This is a genomic window from Mycobacterium sp. E787, assembly GCF_001668725.1.
In the GTDB taxonomy this organism is placed as follows: Bacteria; Actinomycetota; Actinomycetes; order Mycobacteriales; family Mycobacteriaceae; genus Mycobacterium.
Window position 1 is genome coordinate 23986 of record NZ_LZKL01000056.1, and the last position, 19886, is coordinate 43871.

Sequence of the window (19886 nt, forward strand, 5' to 3'; positions counted from 1 at the left end):
CACGATGTTCACCGTCGACGACCAGGCGGCGGGTCCGCACGGGGCCGCGCTCGAGCACGAGCGGCTGGTCCTCGAGGCGCGTGACGTCGAGTTCGACTGGGCGAAGCTGCCCTTCCACTACGTGCCCGGCGAGCCGTTCACCACGCACGTCCTCAACGTCCTGCACCTGCTCCTGCCCGCGGGCGAGGAGTTCTTCGTCGACGCCTTCAAGAGGGCGCTGCCGTTGATCAAGGACGACCAGCTGCGCCTGGACGTCCAGGGCTTCATCGGCCAGGAGGCCGTGCACTCCCAGGCGCACGCGGGCGTGCTCGCCCACTTCGCCGCCGCCGGCGTCGACCTGACCCCGTACACCGACCAGATCAGGTGGTTGTTCGAGAAGCTGTTGGGGCCCAGGCCGCGGTGGGGCCGGCGACGCCGGCAACGCTGGCTGCTGGAACAGGTTTCGTTCGTCGCGGCGATCGAGCACTACACCGCCATTCTCGGCGAGTGGGTGCTCGACTCGCCGGCCCACGACGCGATCGGCACCGACCCGGTGATGCTGGACATGCTGCGCTGGCATGGCGCCGAAGAGGTCGAACACAAGGCCGTCGCGTTCGACACCATGAAGCACCTGCGGGCCGGCTACTGGCGGCAGGTGCGCGCCCAGATGGTGGTGACGCCCGGGATCCTGCTGCTGTGGATTCGCGGCGTCCGGTTCCTCTACTCGGTGGACCCGTACCTGCCGCCGGGCAGCAAGCCGCGCTGGCGCGACTACGTGCGCGCGGCGCGGCGGGGACTGGTGCCCGGGCCGCTGCGGTTCGTGCGGGTGGTCGGCAACTACTACCTGCCGGGGTTCCACCCGTCCCAATTGGGCGGGCTGGGGCCGGCGGTCGACTACCTGGCGGTCTCGCGCGCCGCCCGGGCGTCGCGCTGACCCATGCCCGCAACGACTTTCAGCGTCACCGCCTCCGACGGCGTCACCCTGGCGGTCCACCGGTACACCGGGATCGACGCGGCGCGCCCGACCATCCTGGCGATCCACGGCTGGCCCGACAACCACCACCTGTGGGACGGGGTGGCGCACGAGCTCGGTGAGCGTTACCCCGGCCGCTACAACGTCGTCGCCTACGACGTCCGCGGTGCCGGCGAATCATCCCATCCCGCAAAGCATTCCGGCTACGCCTTCGCGCAGCTGGGGTCCGACATCGGCGCGGTGATCGACAGCCTCGGCGTCGGGCGGGTGCACCTGCTGGCCCACGACTGGGGCTCGATCCAGGCGTGGGACGCCGTCACCGACGACGCGGTGATGGCCAAAGTCGGCTCGTTCACGTCCATTTCGGGCCCGCATCTGGGGTACGCGGGCGCTTTTCTGCGCTCGGCGCGCACGCCGCGGGCCGTGGCTCAGGTCGCCCGACAGCTGCTGGGATCGCTCTACATCGCGTTCTTCCTGTGCCCGGGCCTGCCGGAGCTCGCGTTTCGCCTGCGGGTTGGCATCAAGGTGCACGAGGCCCTGGAGCGCATCGGCCGGTCGAGCATCCGCAGCCGGCGCGAGCGGCCGCCGCGATCCATCGCCGACTACGTCAGCGGGCTCGAGCTGTACCGCGCGAACATGCCCGGGCCGATGCTGTCGCCGGGGCCGCGGCTGCCGCGGACCACCGTCGCGGTCCAAACCCTGGTGCCGCGCCGCGACGTCTTCGTGACGCCCGCGCTGCAGCGGTTCACCGGCTCAATCCCGGCCGGCGGCAGGGTGATTCCGATCGAGGGCGGCCACTGGGTGGTCACGTCGCGGCCCGAGGTCATCGCCCGGCTGACCGCCGAATGGGTCGACCAGCACGTCGATGACGGGGGCGGATCCGGCGCCTTGGGCACGGCGGTGGTGCGCGGCGGTCGCGGGGAGGTGCGGGGCAAGCTCGCGCTGATCACCGGCGCCGGGGCCGGCATCGGCAGGGCGACCGCGGTGGAACTGGCGCGCCACGGCGCCCGCAAGGTGGTGATCGTCGACCGGGATCTCGCCGGCGCCGACGAAACCGCGGACGCCGTGCGCGCGGCCTGCGCCGAGGCGGCGGTGTACCGGGCCGATGTCAGCGACGAGGCCGCGATGAATGAGCTTGCGGCACAAGTGCTCAACGACCACGGCGTCGTCGACATCCTGGTCAACAACGCCGGCATCGGGATGGCCGGCCGGTTCCTGGAGACCAGCCCCGCCGATTGGGCGGACATCATGGCCGTCAACGTCGGCGGCGTCATCGCCGGCAGCAGGGCCTTCGGGGCGCAGATGGTCGAGCGCGGCGAGGGCGGAACGATCATCAACCTGGCGTCGGCCGCGGCGTTCATCCCGTCGAAATCCATGGTTGCCTACGGCACCACCAAGGCGGCGGTGCTGGCGTTCAGCGAATCGCTGCGGGCCGACCTCGCCGACGAGGGCATCTCCGTCACCGCCGTGTGCCCGGGATTCGTCAACACCAACATCGCCAAGAGCACGGTGTACGCGGGGATGACCGCCGAGCAACAGGAACTCGCGCGCCAGAAGGCCGACGCGGCGTACCGGCGTCGCAATTACACGCCGGAGGCCGTGGCCAGGGCGATCGTCAAGGCGGTCGGGACCGGCCCCGCCGTGCTGCCCGTCGCCGCCGAGTCGCGGGTCGGCTACGCCCTGCGGCGGATCAGCCCGTCGGCGCTTCGGCTGTTCGCGCGCTTCGACATTCGGCAGCGTTAGGCGCTCAACGCTTGAGGCGGTATCCGACGTGGGCCACCTTGATGCCGGGCAGGGGTTCCCAATCGAGGGTGCGGCCGTCGACGTGGAAGTTGTTCTTCTCGTAGAAGCGGCGCGCCTTGTCGTTTCGCTCGGCGCACCACAGGATCACGTCGCCGGCCGGGTGTGAGCCCAGGACCGCCTCGAGCATGCGGCCGCCGATGCCGTGCCGCTGGCTGTCCTCCGCGACGTACAGCGCGTCCACCAGAAGGTCGTCGGGCTGGTCGGAGTCGGGCCCGAAGATGGCGACGCCGAGGGTGCGGCCGTCGGCCTCGGCGACCCACATGCGCCAGCCGGCGCGCCTCAGGCTCTGCGGGTAGATCTCGGCGACCCAGCGTTTCGGCGGTCCCAGGATGTCGAGCACCTGGGGCAGCAGTATCCCCGCCCACGACTGTCGCCACACCGGGTAGTGCATCGCCGCGACCATGGCGAAATCGTCGGGCGTGGCTTCCCGGATGGTGATGTCGCCGGCCTGCACACGCTAAGGCTAAGGCCGACACTCCAGATACGCCGCCAGCGCGTTCGTCAGACCCCGCCGGGCCAGGTCGAGGTCGGCGTAGGAGCCCAGCTGGCGCTCCGACACCAGGCCGCGCATCGCGCCCGGGATGAGCGCGGCGACCTCGCGCACCCGGTCCGGGTCGACGTCCAGGCCGGCAAAGGCGTTCTGGCAGGTCTCGAGCCAGCTCTTGCCCCAGGAGAACAACTCGGCGGCGGTGCGCGGGTAGAGGCGCTCCAGCTCGCGGGGGTCGCGCGGCAGCGCGGCGCGCAGGTTTTCGATCGCGCGGGAATCCGCCGATGCCAGGCCGCGGTACAGGGTGCCGATGATGGCGCCGACGCGCTCGCGCAGCGGCGCCTCGGGTTGCGCCGGTGTGGCGAACGTGGCGGCGCGCCGCTCGGCGGTGCGGTGCAGCACGGCGGCCCAGAAGCCGTCGGCGTCGCCGAACTGGTATTGCACCGCGCCCCAGGTGGCGCCGATGTCCTTGGCGATGCGGTTGGCCGACACCGAGCCCGGCTCGCCCGAGGCCAGCGACTTCAGCGCGGCCTCCAGCATGCTCTCGCGCGTCGCGTGGCCGCGCCGGTTGGGGCGCCGCTCGGCGGCCTGCGTTCCGGGCATCCGGCTAGTCTATCATTTTCATAGAGGGTACTGTGATTCTGTCATGACCCGAGGAGGGGCGCTCAGATGGCCAAACCACCGTTGTCGATGAAGCCGACGGGCTGGTTCCAGGTCGCCTGGTCCGACGAGATCGGGCTCGGTGGCGTGCACCGGATGAAGTACTTCGGCCAGGAGATGGTCGCCTGGCGCGCCGAGTCCGGCGAGCTCGTGGTGATGGACGCCTACTGCGAGCACCTGGGCGCGCACCTCGGTTACGGCGGCAAGGTGGTCGGCGAGGCGCTGCAGTGCCCGTTCCACGGGTGGCAGTGGAACTCCCACGGCCGCAACGTCTGCATCCCGTACCAGGACCGGCCGAACCGCGGCAGGCGGATGCGCACCTACCCCGTGGTGGAGCGCAACGCGTCGGTCTACATCTGGCACGACGCCGAGCGCCGCGACCCGTACTTCGACGCGCCCGACGTGTTCGCCTCGTTCGAGGACGGCCGCGGCGCGGGCGACTACTACCCGCAGCAGCGGCTGTATCGCCCGGGCCTGGAGCTGCACCCGCAGTACGTGCTCGAGAACGGGGTGGACTTCGCCCATTTCAAGTTCGTGCACAACACCCCGATCGTGCCGGTGTTCACCCGCCACGACTTCGCCGAACCGGTGTCCTTCGTCGACTTCACCATCACCTTCGAGGGCGACGACGGCCAGCGGATCGGGGACGTCAAGAGCGGCGTGGAGGCCGTCAACGGCGGCCTGGGCATCGCCGTCACCAAGAGCTGGGGGATGGTCGACAACCGCACCATCTCCGCGGTCACGCCCGTCGACGAGAGCACCTCCGACGTCCGGTTCATGGTCTACATCGGCCGCCCCGAGATCGGCGCGGGCAAGGACCCGGCGCGTGCCGAGCGCAAGGCGGCCGAATTCGGGCGGGAAGTGATCCGGCAGTTCGAGCAGGACATCGAGATCTGGCAGCACCAGCGCTACTCCGACCTGCCCGCGCTGGCCGCCGACGAGTACGCGGGTTTCACCGCGATCCGCGAGTGGGCCAGGCAGTTTTATCCCGAGGCAATCGCAGCGCAGAAAGGCACGACGGAATGAGCACAGCACCCATCCGCGTCTTCCAGGTGGCCACCGGCAACGTCGGCTCGGAGATGATCAAGCGGATCGCCACCCAGCCCGACCTGGAACTCGTTGGCGTGCACTGCTATTCGCCCGACAAGGTGGGCCGCGACGCCGGCGAGCTCGCCGGCATCGAGCCCAACGGGGTGAAGGCCACGGGCACCATCGAGGAGATCCTCGCCGCCAGGCCGGACGTGCTCACCTTCCACGGCGTGTTCCCCGACGAGGACCTCTACGTACAGGTGCTGGAGGCGGGCATCAACATCGTCACCACCGCCGACTGGATCACCGGCTGGCACCGCGACAAGAACCATCCGCACCCGTCGGGCAAGCCGGTGACCCGGCTGCTGGCCGAGGCGTGCGAGACGGGCGGCTCGACGTTCTACGGGACGGGGATGAACCCGGGCCTGAACCAGATCCTGGGCGTGGTGTGTTCGGCCGACGTCGCCGACATCGAGAACGTCACCACCATCGAGTCCGTCGACGTCTCCTGCCACCACTCCAAGGACACCTGGATCGAGGTGGGCTACGGCCAGCCGGTCGACGACCCGGAGATCCCGGCGAAGCTGGAGAAATACACCCGCGTCTTTGCCGACAGCGTGCTGATGATGGCCGACTGCTTCGACCTGCCCCTGGACGAGGTGAAGTTCAGCTACGAGTTGGGCGCCTGCACCAAGGACGTCGACCTGGGCTGGTACACGCTGCCCAAGGGCTCGCTGGGCGGCAACTACATCAAATACCAGGGCATGGTGAACGGGGTGCCGCGCGTCGAGACGCACCTGGAGTGGCAGATGACCCCGCACACCGATCCGAGCTGGAACATCAAGGGCTGTTACATCACCCAGATCAAGGGCGACCCGTGCATCTACAACAAGCACATGATCTTCCCCAAGCCCGGCGTCGACCTGTCGAATCCCGACAACTTCGCCTCCATCGGGATGACCGTGACCGGCATGCCGGCCCTCGCCTCGATCAAGTCGGTGGTGGCGGCGCCGCCGGGGCTCATCACCAGCGCGGACCTGCCGCTGCGCGGGTTCGCGGGGCGGTTCAAGAGGTAGGGGGCGCGCCGTCAAGGCGGTCAAGGGGCCTCGTCGTCATCATCGTCGAACAGGCGCTCGGGATGGTGATAGTCGTTGGTGCGCGCCCCGCGATCCAACTGGGGAGGCGGTATCCACTCGGTGCGGCCGTCGGGCAGTTTCCTTGTCGTCCAGCCCATTTCCAGCAGCTTGTGGTCGGGCGCGCAGGTGAAGGTCAGCTTGTCGGCGTCGGTGCGGCCCCCCGTCGCCCACTCGTCGACGTGGTGCACCTCGCACCAGTAGCCGGGTACGTCGCAGCCCGGGTGCGTGCAGCCGCGGTCCTTCGCACCAAAAGTTAGGTTGTGCACGCTATGCTCCGTGGGTATGACCAGCAAAAAAGCCCGCGCCGCCATTTACGCGCGGATCAGCCACGACCCCGCCAAGGCCAACGGGGACCAGCCCGACGACGAACCGAAGCCGCCCGGTCGCGGCGGCGACGGCCTAGGCGTAGCGCGTCAAGAGCAGGACTGCCGGGAGTTGGCCGCGCGGCTGGGCCTGACCGTCGCCGACGATCACGTCTACGTCGACAACGACACGTCGGCCTACTCCGGCAAGCGGCGCCCCGGTTTCGAGGCGATGCTCGACGCGATGAAAAACCACCGATTCGACGTGCTGCTGTGCTGGCACACAGACCGGCTGTACCGCAGCATGAAAGACCTTGAACGCCTTATCGACATCGCCGAGCTGGCCCGCGTTCCCATCCGCACCGCGCAGGGCGGCGAACTGGACCTGTCCACCAGCGCGGGCCGCATGGTCGCGCGAATCTTAGGTTCCGTTGCGAGACAGGAGTCGGAGCACATGAGCGAGCGCCGTATCCGCGCCAACCGGCAAAAGGCCGAGGCCGGTAAATGGCAAAGCGCCAACCGGACTTTCGGCTACACCATGAAAGGGGAACCGCTGGAACCGGAAGCATCGGCGGTGCGTAAGGCCGCGCTGGAAGTGTTGGGCGGCAAGAGTATTCAGGGCGTGGCGCGGGAATGGAAGGCCGCCGGGCTGGTAGGTACCCGTGGCCGCCCGTTCAACGCGCCCGGCGTGCGGCGCCTGTTAATCAACCCGCGCTGCGCCGCGCTGAAAACCCACCAGGGCAAGGTGATTGGCCCCGGCAACTGGACACCGCTGATCGACGCCAACACGCACAAAGGCCTCGTCGCGCTGCTGTCAGACCCAGAACGGGTGATATGCACCAGCTTTGAGCGCAAATACATCGGTTCCGGCCTGTATCGCTGCGGCATCTGCAACGACGGGACGACCATGAAAGCCGCGCAGCCCGGCGGCAAGCGGGCCGGTGGGCGCCGCTACGTGTGCCGCGAGCACGCGCACCTGGTGCGCGCCGGGGAGCCGCTCGATAAGTTCGTAGAGCGGCAGATCATCGACATCCTGTCATCGCCGAACGCTCACCTACTGCTGGACAACCAGGATATTGACCTCGATGACCTCAATGTGCGCCGCGAGGCGCTGGTTTGCCGCAAAGACGCGGTGCGCCGCGCCCATAACGCGGGCAGCCTCGACGAGAGCGAATACCTTTCGGACTTAGCGGATTTGGCCGCGCAGATCGCGGCGTGCGACGCCGAGCTGGCCGCCGCGACCCGCACCAGCCCAGCCGCCCGGCTGGTCGCCGCCGGCGAGCAGGTTTGGGAGCGCTGGAAGGCCATGTCGCCGAGCGAGCAGGCGCAGGCCGTCGACGAGGTTGCCACGGTGACGATCCTGCCCGCCACCCGCAAAGGCCCTGGGTTCAACCCGGACGACGTGGACATCGCACCGAAACGGGCGATTCAGTAATAATCGAGCCACGATGACCGACCGAGTCCCACATCGACGACGTGTTCTGCCCAGCATGATCACGATTGTCTGCGACAGCATGGCCCACGACGGACGACGCGGCGGGCACGTTGTGCTGCGGCTCAAACGGGACCCGGCTGGCGGGTGGGGCGTCATCACGGATGGCACCGACATGGACGACACGTTCCTTCTGCGCGGCGAGAAAGCGCAGCGGCAGTTCCTGGACGGCGACCGTCGCGTCGGCGGCCCCGAAGCTGCCACTCGCCTCCGATACCGCATCGAGTGCAGTTGCGGCGACTCTGTCCCTGCCCGCGCCGAGCACCTGCACCCCATCCTTGACACGTTGCTCGCCAGCGGGTGGACAAGACCTATCACCCTGACGCAGCTCCGGTATAGACTCGCTAATCGAGCACGGGGAGGGTCGCGCTAGGCGGCCCGTGGTGTCTCCTTCAGTCCTCCATCGAGGGCCAACTTTTGTTGCGTTGGAGGAGAACCCCGTTGTCCACCTCACCGAACCCTTCTGGGCGCCACCCGGTACCGGGTAGCGCTGGAGGCCCCGGGCCGCAAAGTTGCGTGCCGCCCTGGCTGGCCGACTTGCCCGACGAATGGGTCGCGGCGATCACCAAAACGACCGCGAACTGGCCGGACCTCACGCCACGACAGTTGGATCGCCTGCGACTGCTCTTTCGGCCCCGGCGGCGGCCATGAAAAGCCCCCCGGCGGTCACGCCGAAACCCGCATCCGGTGGTAGTACTGGCACCGAGGCCCACGGCCAAACCGAAGTCCAAATCAGGATCGCACACGCCATCCTCAACCAGTGCGGCATGGAGATGTCGCCGCGCCGCGTCAACCGGCTGGTCCGCCAATTCCAGGCCCGCGTCGAGCGTAATGGCTGGAAGTTTTTCGAGTTTTTCGCCAACGCGCTGCGGCTGACCGCCGAGCAGCGTCGCGCCGCCCTCGCCGACCCCGACCTGGTCAAGCTGGTCAAGCACCCCGACCCTGTCGGAGAGCATGCCGTTAACCGTGTCCTGTCCGAGCGGGGCTACTGATGGACGACGCCGCATTCGGCAGGCTCATCGGCGCCCTGGAGGCTCACGGCTGCCACGTCAAGATCAACGGCAACCGGGCGATAGCTCAATGCCCCTGCCCCGGCCACGGCGACGGGCACGGCGACCGCAACCCGTCGTTGAGCATCACCGGCATCGAAGGGCAGGTGCTCATCCACTGCCACGCGGGATGCTCCCCCCAGGATGTCATGGCCGCGCTCAACAAGACGATGGCCGACCTGTTCAACACCCGTAACGGCGCCACCTACACCTACGGCGACGGGCGCAAGGTCCACCGCAAGCCCAACAAGACGTTCCGGCAGTCAGGAAACACCGAGGGCAACGCCCTGTTTCACGGTGACCGGATCGGCGACGCCGCCACCGTCTACGTCGTGGAGGGCGAAAAGGACGTGCTGGCAATCGAAGCCGCCGGCGGGGCGGCGGTCACCTCGGCGATGGGCGCCTGCAAGGCCCGGCTGGCCGACTGGTCACCGCTCGAGGGCAAGCACGCCACCATCGTCGCCGATAACGACAAAGCCGGTCGTAACCATGCTGCCCAGGTCGCCGGGCTGCTCGAGGGCATCGCTGCGTCGGTGCGGATCGTCGAAGCGGTCGAAGGCAAGGACGCCGCCGATCACATCGCCGCCGGCCACACGCTCGACGAGTTCGTCCCCTTTACCCCCCAGAAAACCACCGCAACAGCGCAACCGCCCAGGTGGGAAGCGGTGCAACCCATTGCGCAGTTGCGGCGCATCCTCGACGCCGTCGCCGACGAAGTTCGATCCCGTGGCCTGGTCGGCGAGGAACGGCTGGCGAAAATCCTCTACCTCGTGCTGACCTCACGGCTCCTTGACAAGCAGGTCTCCGCTGGGGTGAAAGGCCATTCGGCGTCAGGCAAGTCCTACACCGTCGAGACCGTGACCCGGTTTTTTCCGCCCGAGGCGTACCTCGAATTTACGGCCATGTCCGAGAAGGCGCTGATCTACTCCAATCAGCAATACGCCCACCGCACCATCGTCATCTACGAGGTCACGGCGCTGCGCGAAGGCGTCGAAGACGACATGACCAGCTACTTCATCCGGTCACTGCTGTCCGAGGGGCGCATCGACTACGAGGTCACAATCCGGGATAAAGATGGTGGTTTCACCACCAAGACGATCACCAAGACGGGTCCGACCAACCTGATCTTCACCACCACCAAGACTCGGGTTCACGCCGAGAACGAAACCCGTATTTTCTCGCTGGCCACCGACGATTCACGCGCGCAGACCGCCAGGGTGCTGCTCGAAATTGCCGATGAAACCAACGGCGGCAACGACTTAGAGCAGTGGCGTGGCTTCCAGCGGTGGCTCGCCGGCGCCGAGCACCGGGTAACCATCCCCTACGCTCGCCGGCTCGCCGAGCAAGTACCGCCCGCCGCCGTGCGGCTGCGCCGCGACTTCGGTTCCCTGCTCGCCCTGATCCGCGCCCACGCGGTGCTCCACCAGGCCAGCCGGGACCGCGACGAAGACGGGCGCATCATCGCCGCGCTCGATGACTACGCCGTGGTCCGTGATCTGGTGGCCGACATCATCTCTGAGGGCGTCGGCGCGACAGTCTCAGACACCGTGCGGGACACCGTCGAGGCGGTCGCCGCGCTGGCGTCGGATCTGGGCGTCATGGTCACCGCCATCGCCGACAAACTCGGCCTGGACAAGTCCAATGCGAGCCGGCGGTTACGTGTGGCTGCCGACGGCGGGTATGTCCGCAACCTTGAGGACAAGCGGGGGAAACCTGGTCGCTGGGTCGTCGGTGACGACCTGCCGGAGGCGGTTGAGCTGCTGCCGGAGCCGTCGCAACTCGCAACCGCCGACACCATGCCTGACCAGAGCGGTTGCGCTGTTGCGCACGAATCTGGGGGAGAAAGCGACGCCGTCGTCCACTGCCTTAACTGCGGTGACGAGATTCCCCTGCACATGCCGTTGGCTCGGGCCAGGGGCTACTGCTCCAAGGGCCGCTGCATCGTCGCGGCGAACGAAAAGAAGGCCCGGTCGTGACCGCCGTCCGGTTCGGCGTCCACGGCGCCGTCTACGTCGTCCAGTTCTCCTACGATCCTGCGGTCATCGACCTGATCAAGGCCACGGTCCCGCACTACGCCCGATCCTGGCATCCGACCGCCAAGGCCTGGACCGTCGAAGCCGGCTGGGCGCGCCCACTGGCCGCCATGCTGCGCCGGCGCGGCCATGTCGTCGCCGGCATTGACGACCCCACCCAGCACCACCACGACACCGACCCGGCCACCTGGGCGCAGCTCGTGTTTCAGCGAGTCGGTCCAGCCCGCGCGCCACTGGCCTACCGGCTGCTGTCCCGCGTCTGCCACCCCGACCACGGCGGCGACCACCAACTCCAAGTCGAGCTGAATCGGGCCTTCGCCGAATTACCCAGCAAGAGGAGAACCGCGTGAGCGACAACATATCTGACGACCACGGCAACCCGCCGGCGATCACAGCCTCGGACGACCTAGTGTTTCGCCCGCTGCCAGAGCCGGTCTTCAACGCATATCTGCTTACCCGCGACGTTACGTGCCCCGGCTGCCACCGCCAGGTACGAGCGCGGTACGAAGTTGCCATTGAAACACCTGACGGCCTTGTGTGTACGGAATGCGCGGCTGACACAATGATGCACGCCTACCGCGATGCTCTGTATAGGCTGCGGGCCGAACATGAGCGCCGGCAACAACACGACAGCACAGGCGATTTCGAGTACCACAGACTCTCACGAATCCTCAACGACATTGACGAAGCGGAGATGCTGTGACCCGCCAACACCGTCGCGGCATCTTCAAAACCCACCGCGCTACCACCGCCACGAAGATCCGCACCACATCCGGCGGCGGGCGCCAACACATCCCGGCCACCATCGACCCGGCCACCAAAGCCGCAGCGGCACAAGCCGCCGTGAAAAACAGAAAGGACAAGCACCATGTCAGTCGATAAGGAACAACTCATTGACGCCCTGGCGCAGTTGAGCGAATCCGAAGCGCAACAGGTCATCTCGGCAGCCCGCCAGACCGACCGCGCAACCAAGAAACAGGTCGCCGCCGACGCGCTGCGGCGGTTCACCGGCGGAACAAACATCACCATGAGGAGCGAATAAATGCCCACCTACGAAACTGACAAACTCACCGATCACGTCCAAGCGGTGCGGGCGGTCGCAGCCGCCGGGGCCACGATTCCGCCTCAGTGGCAGGCCCTCACCGAGCGCCTAGCCGCTGTTACCGCGCTCGACCGCCCGATGCAGGCACGGTTAACCGCAGCGATCATCGACGGCACCGATGATGATGTGCCGCAACTGTTCGCGGCGGCACTGGCCGAGCAAGCCCCGCCCGGCGACGTTGCACGCGTGGTCAATGCCCTCCGTCACCTCGCGGGAGCCAAACTGCGCGAACTGTACGCGGGCGTCGCAGTCAGCAACTATGGCCACGTCGCCAAGCAGTACAACGTCGCGGCCAAGGGATTCGGCGACGCCGCAAGTGGATTCGATCCCGAGACCAGCGCCGTCGACATCGCACACCACGCCACCGAGAAGCAGCGCAAGAGTTGGTTGGCGGCTGAGCAGTGGTCCGCCGAACTCACCCGGCTGGCCGTGCCACTCGCGCAGGCCGCCGCCCTCGCCGGGGTCCGTGGCATCGACAGAACCGAGACCCTCCTGCCGCTGCTCTGCGCGCCGACCGAGCAACACCACCGCCGCCACGTGTGGACCGCGTTCACCACCACCGACCCCGAAAAGCGCTGCGGCAGATGGTCCGCGCTGCACGCGTTGGGTGTGGAGATTAGAGCGCTGCCCTCAGATGAACTCACCTCGATCATCGAGTTCGCCGCGCCCCCGCCGCTTGAGGTCAGGCACGTGCAGATCGACACCGGCGTCACGCGCCGCGAGGTCCACGATCCCTGCGACCCCGGCTACCAGGCGCCGCTCCAGGCCGAACGGGGGATGGTCGGCGGCAGGATGACGGCGTGGTGAACTCCGATGCGAAACCCGCGCTACGCCAACGGGCACAGGCGAAGATGCCTACGCGCCCAAGTCCTCGCCGAGGAGGACGTGTGCTGGATCTGTGGAAGGCCGGTCGATAAGACGTTGCACTGGTTGGACCCCTGGTCGGCGGTCGTCGATGAGGTCGTGCCCTACTCCAAAGGCGGCTCGCCTTATGCCAGAACCAATGTCCGCCTTGCCCATAGGCGGTGCAACGCCAGGCGCGGCGATGGCACACGGCAACGCGCTGCCGTCGTCCCTTACGTCACGAGTCGACGATGGTGACCACCTTACCCCCCGGGGTATGGCCCCATCGCCGCAGGTCACGGCGCATCTCTTGGCACTGCGCCTTACACGAGGAGCAAAATTGCCAAAAATGGGACCCGTCACGAAAAGGCAGGAGGCCCGATGACCAGCAGTGATGAGAACGACATGGCCCGCTTCGCTCATTCCCTCGGCATGCGCCTGGCCAAGTTGCGCGACGGCACTTTCTGGGTGTCCGACGGCGGGCGGTTGGTGTTGGGTTCCGAGTCGGGGCGGCATCAGATCGGTGTTTCTCTCGCCGAGGTGCAGCATTTCTTGGAGGGGGTGCGCAGGAATGGAAAGTGATTCCGGGGACCGCCTGGCCCGGCTGGTCGCCACCCGCGACCAACTGGCCACTGCGTTGGCTTCTTGCGAGGCGGCGCGGGATTTGGCGGGCCTGTCCCGCGAATACCGCATGGTGCTCGCCGAGATTGATTCCCTACATACGGAGGACAGGACTGATGTCGTCGACCAGCTTGCGGCCCGGCGTCAAGCCGCGCCTGCGCGTCGCCCCCGCCGTTCGTCGTAACGACGCCGAGCTGGTGGCCGAACTGTCGGCGTCGTTCGGCACCACGTTAGACGACTGGCAGGTTGATGCGCTCAAAGCGGGGTGCGGTGTGCGCCCGGATGGGTTCTGGGCGGTAAACACGTTGGGCTGCAATGTATCCCGCCAGAACGGCAAGAGTTGGATTTTGTGTGCCCGCGCGTTGGCTGGCGCGCTGATCTTCAACGAGAAAGTCATCGTCGCAAGCGCGCATGAGCAAAAAACGAGCCGGTTGTTGTTCCAGCACTTGGCCGGGTACTTCGAGAATTTCGACGAACTGCGCAGGCGGGTCAAGTCGATTGGTTATGCGTTGGGCCGCGAGGAAATTCGGCTCCGGGACGGCACTTGGTTGTTTTTCCCGGCCCGGACGCGGAATACGTTGCGGGGCTGGTCGATTGACGCCTATTTGGCCGATGAGGCGCAGCTTTTGACGGATCAGCAGTGGGAGGCGCTGCGCCCGGCCATGTCGGCGCGCCCCAATTCGGTGGCGTGGTTGTTCGGCACCAGCCCGCAGTTGTCGACGGACGCCGAGGTGTTCGGTCGGCTACGCGCCGAAGCGCACGCGGGCACCGGGAAGCGGCTGGCGTGGGTGGAGTACGGCGCCGAGCCTGGCTGCCATTTGGATGACCGCGACCAGTGGGCGGCGGCGAATCCTGGCCGGATCGGTGTGGAGGCGATGGAGGCGGAGCGCCGCGAGTTGTCGGAGCCGGGGTTCGCGCGCGAGCGGCTGAATTTGTGGCCCGCCGACCGCGCCGAGGTGGTGATCGACGCAGACCTGTGGGCGGGCTTGCTGTCGTCGGGGCCTGCCGACGACGTGCCGCCGTTGGCGATTGCCGTGGACGCTTCCCCGGATCGGGCGATGGCGATAGCGGGGGCCTGGTCCCTCGGGAACGGTCGGACCCATGTGGAACTGCTGGGGGTCGACCGCTGCGACCCGCTGGATGCGTTGCAGTTCGTCACCGACCGCGCCACGGGGCGCCGGATTCCGGTGGTGATCGACGGGGCGTCCCCGGCGGCGGCGCTGGTGCCCGCGCTGACGGCGGCCCGGGTGAAGACGGTGCTGACCACCGGGCGGGACATGGCGCGGGCCTGCGGTGCGTTCTGCGACGACGTGGCCGCCGGCAAGGTGTCTCATGCTGGGCAGCCCGCGTTGGACGCTGCCGTGGCGGGTGCGCGGCGCCGTCCGATTGGTGATGCCGGGGCGTGGGCATGGGACCGGCGCCCAGACGGTGGAGTGTTCCTGGCTCCGCTGGTGGCGGCGACGCTGTCAAGGTTCGGCGCGGTGACGGCGGGGCGCCCCCGATCCAACCGGGCGATCTTCGTCTGAAAACACCCCTTCGCCTACGCCGTGGTTGGGCGCGCACGGCGGGCGGCGGGTCCGGGCGGGCCGGGCAATCGGCTCGCTTACCAGTCGCGATACGGAATTGATGACCTGAACAGCTCAACCTCGGCACCCAGGGCACCGAGATCCTCACCAAATCCCCGTTCGTCAAGATAAGTCCGTAGAGATTGCACCCGTAGGTCTGTGTGGGCTCCCGGCCCCACCATTACCGAGCGAATCGCGTGCGGGTTCAGAGGCAGCTTCATGCGTGGCACAATCCCATAGCGGTTGGGCGTGAAATGATTCGGGTTGCCCTGCACCGCCACCCGCACTTCCTTCTCTTCTTCAAACTTGGCGTGCTTCAAAAAGGCCACCCTCATTAGGATCTCGCGTCCGATCTCTACGTTTCGTATGTTCACGTCGTCGCAGCCTTCTGCGATCAGTTCATCGCGCCGATTCCTCATGAATTCGATGATGGGGTCTGAAATGTCCGCCGGATCGGCGCTCGTGCCGGGATACTCGACGCTCTTCAGATATGCGCGGTCGGCACGAGCGGCGGATAAACTGTCGCGGAGTACTTCGGTCGAAAACCCAATGCAGACTCCATCTTTGGCGTAGGCACGCCACTGGCTGAGTTGGTCAGGCTCTTTCGACAAGCTGAAGATGAAACAATTGCCGCTGATGATGGAGTAATCGAATGCCATGCGGATCTCGCGATAGAACGCTCGGTTCTCGTATAACTCGCGCAGTGCATCGGCGTCGCTGGGTGGTAGGGGTTCATCTCCGGCAACGCCCTGCTGGCGAAGACGCTCGGTGAAGGCAATGATCTCGCCAGCGGTCGCCAACTCTCGGTTAAGGAGCACACCCTGGACGAGCCCTGGCCCTACCCTAGTCTCTGTGATGTCGTTCAAGTACCGCGCATTAGTCGCCCATACTTCGGCGTTTTCCCAAATGCTCTGCAGCACAGCAAAATCAGTGTAGTGATACAACGTATCTTGGAGGTCGTCCTCCGTTTGCACATCTATCACGTCCCAACCCTACCAACCGGACGGTCGCGATTAGGACAGCAAGGCCGCCACGCCGCCTATCGTGTGGCCCCGGCGCCATCACGTGGCCTGACCTGGACCACGCGGTCATGCGCTAGTGTGCGCAACCTCACTTTGTATTCGCGTAGAGGACGATGCGCTGATCCGGTGAGGCGATGCGGCGCGTTCGCCCGAGATACAAGGGCCGCTCCGAGTGCTCGTCGAACACGGCCAGATAGTGATAGGCGTGGCTGGCCATCCGGATCAGGTCGCGTATCGGCACCGACGTGCCGCCGCCGGTCACCGCCCGGCCCGCGCCCGACAACAGCTCCCGCAGCGTGGTCGACACGATGACGGTGACCGGTAATCCGTTGTGCCGGCCCAGCTTAGGATCACCCAGCCGGCCACGCACCAATGCGTTGAGCGCGTCGTGTTGGCGCTGGGCATGGCTGCGGGTGTCCCTGCGGGCGCGCTCTTCATCGGGTTCGCCGTCGACGCAGGGACTTTCGTCGTCGGGGTTGCACATTCCCGGCGCCGCGAACCGCGCCAGCCACGCGTCGAGGTTGGCGCGCAGTTCCGGCGACGCCACCAGCTTGCCCAGGCTCATCCCATCGGCCCGTTGGCCACACCAGGTGAAGCCGCGCTGGCGTGCGCGGTCGGCGTCGGAGTACTTCCCGTCCGGATTGATCAATAGCGAGCACCGGTGCGCCGCCTTCTCCAGCTGGTCGGGGCGCAACGTCGTCGCCAGCCGCGCCAAGAATCGCTCGGCCTTCTCGACAGTGTCGACCGGCGTCTCGTCGGGCAGGTCGCGGACAAACGTCTGGATCACCCGCAGGTGCTGACCGTCGAGCATGCCGTCGCGCCACGCCTCCGCGGTGGCCGGCAGCTCCGGTGGCAGTTCCTGACCGGTGGGGGTGAGACGCGGGGAAAGCTGTCTGGCGTCCCGAAGCCGGCGGTTGGCCTCGGCGGGGCTGATCCGCAGCCAGTCGGCCACCACCTTGTGCACGGTCCCGCCCACGTGTGCGGGGTCCTCCTTCGCCAGGCCGGCGATCGCATCGTGGTTCGCCGCGACTTGGCGGCGGATTGCCGTCTCCCGCCGCTCCAGCGCGCGCAGTCGGACCGCGGGCGGCAGGCCATCGAGATTTCGTTGGGCGATCGCTGCCACGGCCGCGTCAAGCGCGTCCAATTCGGCGGCCATGTCCGCCGGCATGTCGATCGAACCCATGTTCGAATTGTATTGCGCAGGTCCGACGCTGGCGGTCGGCAAAGGCGGCCTTGTGGATGAACATCGAACTGTGGACAAAACCGAGCGGACTAGGGTGAAACCATGCGCGTAGGGGTGTTGGGAGCCAAGGGCAAAGTCGGGTCGACGATGGTGGCGGCCGTGCGGGCCGCCGACGACCTGACGCTGTCCGCCGAGGTGGACGAGGGCGACGCGCTGAGCCTGCTGACCGACGGCGGCACCGAGGTCGTCATCGACTTCACCCATCCCGACGTGGTGATGGGCAACCTGGAGTTCTTGATACGCAACGGCATTCACGCCGTCGTGGGCACGACGGGGTTCACCCAGGAGCGTCTCGACCGGGTACAGGAGTGGCTGGACGACAAGCCCGACACGTCGGTGCTGATCGCGCCCAACTTCGCGATCGGCGCCGTGCTGTCGATGCATTTCGCGAAGCAGGCCGCGCCCTTCTTCGACTCCGCCGAGGTCATCGAGCTGCACCACCCGCACAAGGCCGACGCACCGTCGGGCACCGCGGCCCGCACCGCGAAACTGATCGCCGAGGCCCGAAAAGGCTTGCCGCCCAACCCCGATGCCACCAGCAGCAGCCTGCCCGGCGCCCGCGGAGCCGACGTCGACGGGATTCCGGTGCACTCGGTGCGCCTCGCCGGGCTGGTCGCCCACCAGGAGATCCTGTTCGGGACCGACGGGGAGACGCTGACCATCCGCCACGACAGCCTGGACCGCACGTCGTTCGTGCCCGGCGTGCTGCTGGCCGTGCGGCGGATCTCCGAACGCCCCGGCCTCACGGTGGGCCTCGAGCCCCTGCTCGACCTCCAATGACCAAGACGCGGCGCACCCAGCTGCTGATCGCCTTCCTGTGCGTGGCGATGCTGGCCTACTTCGTGCTGCTGGGCCGCCTGGCCGCCGCGATGATCGCGTCGGGCCGCGCCGCCGCCGTCGGCCTGGGCGCGGCGGTGCTGATCATGCCGGTCATCGGGCTGTGGGCGATGGTCGCCACGCTGCGGGCCGGGTTCGCGCACCAGAGGCTGGCCCGGCTGATCGCCGCGGACGGAATGGAACTCGACACCAGCGCGCTGCCGCGGCGGCCCTCGGGCCGCATCGAGCGCGGCGCGGCCGACGCGCTGTTCGCGACGGTGCGCACGGAGGTGGAGGCCGACCCCGACGACTGGCGGCGCTGGTATCGGCTGGCCCGCGCCTACGACTACGCGGGCGATCGCCGGCGCGCGCGCGAGGCCATGAAGACCGCGGTCCAGCTCCAGGCCCAGCCATGAGCAAGACGCTGCTGATCGTGCACCACACGCCGTCCCCGCATACCCAGGAGATGTTCGAGGCCGTGCTGTCCGGCGCGACCGACCCCGAGATCGAGGGGGTGGAGGTGGTGCGACGGCCCGCACTCACCCTGTCGCCGGCCGACATGCTCGAGGCCGACGGCTACCTGCTGGGCACGCCGGCCAACCTGGGCTACATGAGCGGCGCCCTCAAGCACGCGTTCGACGTCTGCTACTACCCGTGCCTCGATGCGACGCGGGGGCGGCCGTTCGGCGTCTACCTGCACGGCAACGAGGGCACCGAGGGCGCCGAGCGCGGCATCGAGGCCATCACGACCGGGCTGGGGTGGACGAAATCGGCTGAGACGGTGGTGGTTTCGGGAAAGCCCGGCAAGGCCGACCTGGAAGCGTGCTGGGAACTCGGGGCGACGGTCGCCGCGCGGCTTATGGAGGGATGAGCTACCGATAGGCCGGCTGGAACGCCTCGGCGGGCTGGGCCAGCGCCAGCGCCGTGCTGGAGCCGATCGGCCCGTGCCGATCGAACAGGGTCGCGGTGCCGGTCGCGACACCCGCTGTGCCGTAGTGGCTCTGGGCCGCCAGGCCGAGGAACTCGCCGTCCGGCAGGCGGCTCGCGGTGACGGTGTAGTCGGCGTTGATGTAGCGCAAACCGCCAGTGCCCCAATGAGTCAGCGAACTCGTGATGTCGCCGACGAACGCCAGGCGGGTGAAGGGTGTGAGCGGGTGGCCCTGCACCATCGGGCGGAACAACCGCGTCCACGCGAACTTCTGCGAGTGGGCCTGTTCCCATTCGCCCGCCGCGATGCCGGGGCTGCCCGAAAGCGTGGCGCCGTACCCCCAGATGAGGAACGGCAAGTCGGTCGGGAAGCCGTCGGAGTCCGCCGGAAGCGGCGGCATCTCGACCGGGCCGGACCACACCTGACCGGCGGGGTGGTCTCCTCGCCGCAGGAACAGCGCGCTGGCCCGCGCGACGGTCCGCCCATCCTGCAGCAGCGCGGCGTCGACGAGTTTGATGCGCCGGCCTTCCCGCTGCACCGACGTCTCGATCCGCACCGGCTCGGGCAGGACCGGGCGCAACAGGTCGACCGTCAGCCGGGCGGGCTGCAGGTCCGGATCGAGCCCGGATCGCTCGATGCCGAACGCCAGCAGGCCGCCGACGTTCTGGCCGCCCAGTGCCGCGCCCCACGGTCCCCGCGTCATCGCGCCCGGCAGGTAGGAGTCGCCGTCGACAGTGAAGAATGCCTCGGGCATGATGGCGGAATCCTCGATCGTCACCGCTATCACGATAGGACAGGGGGAT

At 67.7% G+C, this 19886-nt stretch carries 22 protein-coding genes and 2 pseudogenes; 17 read left to right on the forward strand and 7 right to left on the reverse strand.

Annotated features, from left to right (window positions below; all coding sequences use genetic code 11):
- The first annotated feature begins 4 nt into the window (after positions 1–4).
- Both A5705_RS12355 and A5705_RS12360 read left to right on the forward strand, forming a co-directional pair.
- Entirely contained in the window at positions 5–913 is a 909-nt protein-coding gene (locus tag A5705_RS12355) for a metal-dependent hydrolase (protein ID WP_067882627.1), read from the forward strand.
- A gap of 3 nt (positions 914–916) precedes the next feature.
- Positions 917–2695: an SDR family oxidoreductase gene (locus A5705_RS12360; RefSeq protein WP_067882626.1), complete on the forward strand. Its 1779-nt coding sequence runs from the start codon at positions 917–919 to the stop codon at positions 2693–2695.
- A 4-nt stretch (positions 2696–2699) separates the two neighbouring features.
- On the opposite strand, the gene A5705_RS12365 is transcribed toward A5705_RS12360, so the two are convergent.
- Entirely contained in the window at positions 2700–3158 is a 459-nt protein-coding gene (locus A5705_RS12365; RefSeq protein ID WP_067882675.1) for a GNAT family N-acetyltransferase, read from the reverse strand.
- Positions 3159–3218: 60 nt separating this feature from the next.
- Positions 3219–3782: a TetR family transcriptional regulator gene (locus tag A5705_RS12370; protein WP_067882674.1), complete on the reverse strand. Its 564-nt coding sequence runs from the start codon at positions 3780–3782 to the stop codon at positions 3219–3221.
- 129 nt (positions 3783–3911) lie between these two features.
- On the opposite strand from A5705_RS12370, the gene A5705_RS12375 reads away from it, so the two are divergent.
- Together A5705_RS12375 and A5705_RS12380 are read left to right on the forward strand one after the other, a co-directional pair.
- Positions 3912–4928 carry a Rieske 2Fe-2S domain-containing protein gene (locus tag A5705_RS12375; protein ID WP_067882624.1) on the forward strand — a complete coding sequence of 339 codons (1017 nt, stop codon included), beginning with the start codon at positions 3912–3914 and terminating at the stop codon, positions 4926–4928.
- Positions 4925–6007: a dihydrodipicolinate reductase gene (locus A5705_RS12380; RefSeq protein ID WP_067882623.1), complete on the forward strand. Its 1083-nt coding sequence runs from the start codon at positions 4925–4927 to the stop codon at positions 6005–6007. Before A5705_RS12375 ends, A5705_RS12380 begins: the two co-directional genes overlap by 4 nt.
- 20 nt (positions 6008–6027) lie before the next feature.
- Here the strand turns inward: A5705_RS12380 and A5705_RS12385 are convergent.
- A pseudogene (locus tag A5705_RS12385) lies at positions 6028–6312 on the reverse strand (HNH endonuclease signature motif containing protein); the annotation flags it as partial.
- 37 nt (positions 6313–6349) lie between these two features.
- Between A5705_RS12385 and A5705_RS12390 the strand changes: the two are divergent.
- Positions 6350–7804, forward strand: a complete 1455-nt coding sequence (locus tag A5705_RS12390) for a recombinase family protein (RefSeq protein ID WP_082956439.1) — start codon at positions 6350–6352, stop codon at positions 7802–7804.
- On the opposite strand, the gene A5705_RS27775 is transcribed toward A5705_RS12390, so the two are convergent.
- Positions 7758–8132: a hypothetical protein gene (locus tag A5705_RS27775; protein ID WP_156763102.1), complete on the reverse strand. Its 375-nt coding sequence runs from the start codon at positions 8130–8132 to the stop codon at positions 7758–7760. The genes A5705_RS12390 and A5705_RS27775 overlap by 47 nt on opposite strands.
- Before the next feature lie 376 nt (positions 8133–8508).
- Here A5705_RS27775 and A5705_RS12400 point away from each other — a divergent pair, with 376 nt between their 5' ends.
- From A5705_RS12400 to A5705_RS12435, 9 genes are all read left to right on the forward strand, one after another.
- Positions 8509–8853, forward strand: coding sequence for a hypothetical protein (locus tag A5705_RS12400; RefSeq protein ID WP_156763103.1), 345 nt, complete (start codon positions 8509–8511; stop codon positions 8851–8853).
- Complete coding sequence (locus A5705_RS27780; RefSeq protein WP_068277759.1) at positions 8853–10886, forward strand: helix-turn-helix domain-containing protein; 2034 nt, start codon at positions 8853–8855, stop codon at positions 10884–10886. The genes A5705_RS12400 and A5705_RS27780 overlap by 1 nt, the downstream gene beginning before the upstream one ends.
- On the forward strand, positions 10883–11293 hold the full coding sequence (locus A5705_RS12410; protein ID WP_068277762.1) for a hypothetical protein: 411 nt from the start codon (positions 10883–10885) through the stop codon (positions 11291–11293). The genes A5705_RS27780 and A5705_RS12410 overlap by 4 nt, the downstream gene beginning before the upstream one ends.
- Positions 11290–11646 carry a hypothetical protein gene (locus A5705_RS12415; protein ID WP_068277765.1) on the forward strand — a complete coding sequence of 119 codons (357 nt, stop codon included), beginning with the start codon at positions 11290–11292 and terminating at the stop codon, positions 11644–11646. The genes A5705_RS12410 and A5705_RS12415 overlap by 4 nt, the downstream gene beginning before the upstream one ends.
- Before the next feature lie 165 nt (positions 11647–11811).
- Entirely contained in the window at positions 11812–11985 is a 174-nt protein-coding gene (locus A5705_RS27785; protein WP_156763104.1) for a hypothetical protein, read from the forward strand.
- Positions 11986–12852 carry a hypothetical protein gene (locus tag A5705_RS12425; protein ID WP_068277770.1) on the forward strand — a complete coding sequence of 289 codons (867 nt, stop codon included), beginning with the start codon at positions 11986–11988 and terminating at the stop codon, positions 12850–12852.
- Positions 12853–12858: 6 nt separating this feature from the next.
- Positions 12859–13146 carry an HNH endonuclease signature motif containing protein gene (locus A5705_RS29165; RefSeq protein ID WP_082956441.1) on the forward strand — a complete coding sequence of 96 codons (288 nt, stop codon included), beginning with the start codon at positions 12859–12861 and terminating at the stop codon, positions 13144–13146.
- 123 nt (positions 13147–13269) lie between these two features.
- Positions 13270–13470, forward strand: coding sequence for a hypothetical protein (locus tag A5705_RS12430; RefSeq protein ID WP_068277773.1), 201 nt, complete (start codon positions 13270–13272; stop codon positions 13468–13470).
- 155 nt (positions 13471–13625) lie between these two features.
- The gene (locus tag A5705_RS12435; RefSeq protein WP_068277776.1) at positions 13626–15035 is read left to right on the forward strand and encodes a hypothetical protein; all 1410 of its coding nucleotides are present in this window, start codon (positions 13626–13628) and stop codon (positions 15033–15035) included.
- A gap of 77 nt (positions 15036–15112) precedes the next feature.
- On the opposite strand, the gene A5705_RS12440 is transcribed toward A5705_RS12435, so the two are convergent.
- Together A5705_RS12440 and A5705_RS12445 are read right to left on the reverse strand one after the other, a co-directional pair.
- The gene (locus A5705_RS12440) at positions 15113–16057 is read right to left on the reverse strand and encodes a DUF2971 domain-containing protein (protein WP_068277779.1); all 945 of its coding nucleotides are present in this window, start codon (positions 16055–16057) and stop codon (positions 15113–15115) included.
- A gap of 130 nt (positions 16058–16187) precedes the next feature.
- Positions 16188–17279: pseudogene (locus tag A5705_RS12445) on the reverse strand (13E12 repeat family protein); the annotation flags it as partial.
- Between the two features lie 102 nt (positions 17280–17381).
- Here A5705_RS12445 and dapB point away from each other — a divergent pair.
- Genes dapB through A5705_RS12460 form a run of 3 tightly spaced genes read left to right on the forward strand, consistent with a single transcriptional unit; the run spans position 17382 to position 19026 of the window.
- Complete coding sequence (gene dapB / locus A5705_RS12450) at positions 17382–18119, forward strand: 4-hydroxy-tetrahydrodipicolinate reductase (protein WP_067882620.1); 738 nt, start codon at positions 17382–17384, stop codon at positions 18117–18119.
- Positions 18116–18571, forward strand: a complete 456-nt coding sequence (locus A5705_RS12455; protein ID WP_067882618.1) for a hypothetical protein — start codon at positions 18116–18118, stop codon at positions 18569–18571. The genes dapB and A5705_RS12455 overlap by 4 nt, the downstream gene beginning before the upstream one ends.
- Positions 18568–19026 carry a flavodoxin family protein gene (locus A5705_RS12460; protein WP_067882616.1) on the forward strand — a complete coding sequence of 153 codons (459 nt, stop codon included), beginning with the start codon at positions 18568–18570 and terminating at the stop codon, positions 19024–19026. Before A5705_RS12455 ends, A5705_RS12460 begins: the two co-directional genes overlap by 4 nt.
- A 1-nt stretch (position 19027) precedes the next feature.
- Here A5705_RS12460 and A5705_RS12465 read toward each other — a convergent pair whose 3' ends face one another.
- The gene (locus A5705_RS12465; protein WP_197517020.1) at positions 19028–19861 is read right to left on the reverse strand and encodes a thioesterase family protein; all 834 of its coding nucleotides are present in this window, start codon (positions 19859–19861) and stop codon (positions 19028–19030) included.
- Between the last annotated feature and the right edge of the window lie 25 nt (positions 19862–19886).

Coding starts and splice junctions, on each gene's coding strand:
- A5705_RS12355 (WP_067882627.1), top strand. CDS start 5: ATGTTCACCGTCGACGACCAGGCGGCGGGTCCGCACGGGGCCGCGCTC.
- A5705_RS12360 (WP_067882626.1), top strand. CDS start 917: ATGCCCGCAACGACTTTCAGCGTCACCGCCTCCGACGGCGTCACCCTG.
- A5705_RS12365 (WP_067882675.1), bottom strand. CDS start 3,158: ATGGTCGCGGCGATGCACTACCCGGTGTGGCGACAGTCGTGGGCGGGG.
- A5705_RS12370 (WP_067882674.1), bottom strand. CDS start 3,782: ATGCTGGAGGCCGCGCTGAAGTCGCTGGCCTCGGGCGAGCCGGGCTCG.
- A5705_RS12375 (WP_067882624.1), top strand. CDS start 3,912: ATGGCCAAACCACCGTTGTCGATGAAGCCGACGGGCTGGTTCCAGGTC.
- A5705_RS12380 (WP_067882623.1), top strand. CDS start 4,925: ATGAGCACAGCACCCATCCGCGTCTTCCAGGTGGCCACCGGCAACGTC.
- A5705_RS12390 (WP_082956439.1), top strand. CDS start 6,350: ATGACCAGCAAAAAAGCCCGCGCCGCCATTTACGCGCGGATCAGCCAC.
- A5705_RS12400 (WP_156763103.1), top strand. CDS start 8,509: ATGAAAAGCCCCCCGGCGGTCACGCCGAAACCCGCATCCGGTGGTAGT.
- A5705_RS27780 (WP_068277759.1), top strand. CDS start 8,853: ATGGACGACGCCGCATTCGGCAGGCTCATCGGCGCCCTGGAGGCTCAC.
- A5705_RS27785 (WP_156763104.1), top strand. CDS start 11,812: ATGTCAGTCGATAAGGAACAACTCATTGACGCCCTGGCGCAGTTGAGC.
- A5705_RS12425 (WP_068277770.1), top strand. CDS start 11,986: ATGCCCACCTACGAAACTGACAAACTCACCGATCACGTCCAAGCGGTG.
- A5705_RS29165 (WP_082956441.1), top strand. CDS start 12,859: ATGCGAAACCCGCGCTACGCCAACGGGCACAGGCGAAGATGCCTACGC.
- A5705_RS12430 (WP_068277773.1), top strand. CDS start 13,270: ATGACCAGCAGTGATGAGAACGACATGGCCCGCTTCGCTCATTCCCTC.
- A5705_RS12435 (WP_068277776.1), top strand. CDS start 13,626: ATGTCGTCGACCAGCTTGCGGCCCGGCGTCAAGCCGCGCCTGCGCGTC.
- dapB (WP_067882620.1), top strand. CDS start 17,382: ATGCGCGTAGGGGTGTTGGGAGCCAAGGGCAAAGTCGGGTCGACGATG.
- A5705_RS12455 (WP_067882618.1), top strand. CDS start 18,116: ATGACCAAGACGCGGCGCACCCAGCTGCTGATCGCCTTCCTGTGCGTG.
- A5705_RS12460 (WP_067882616.1), top strand. CDS start 18,568: ATGAGCAAGACGCTGCTGATCGTGCACCACACGCCGTCCCCGCATACC.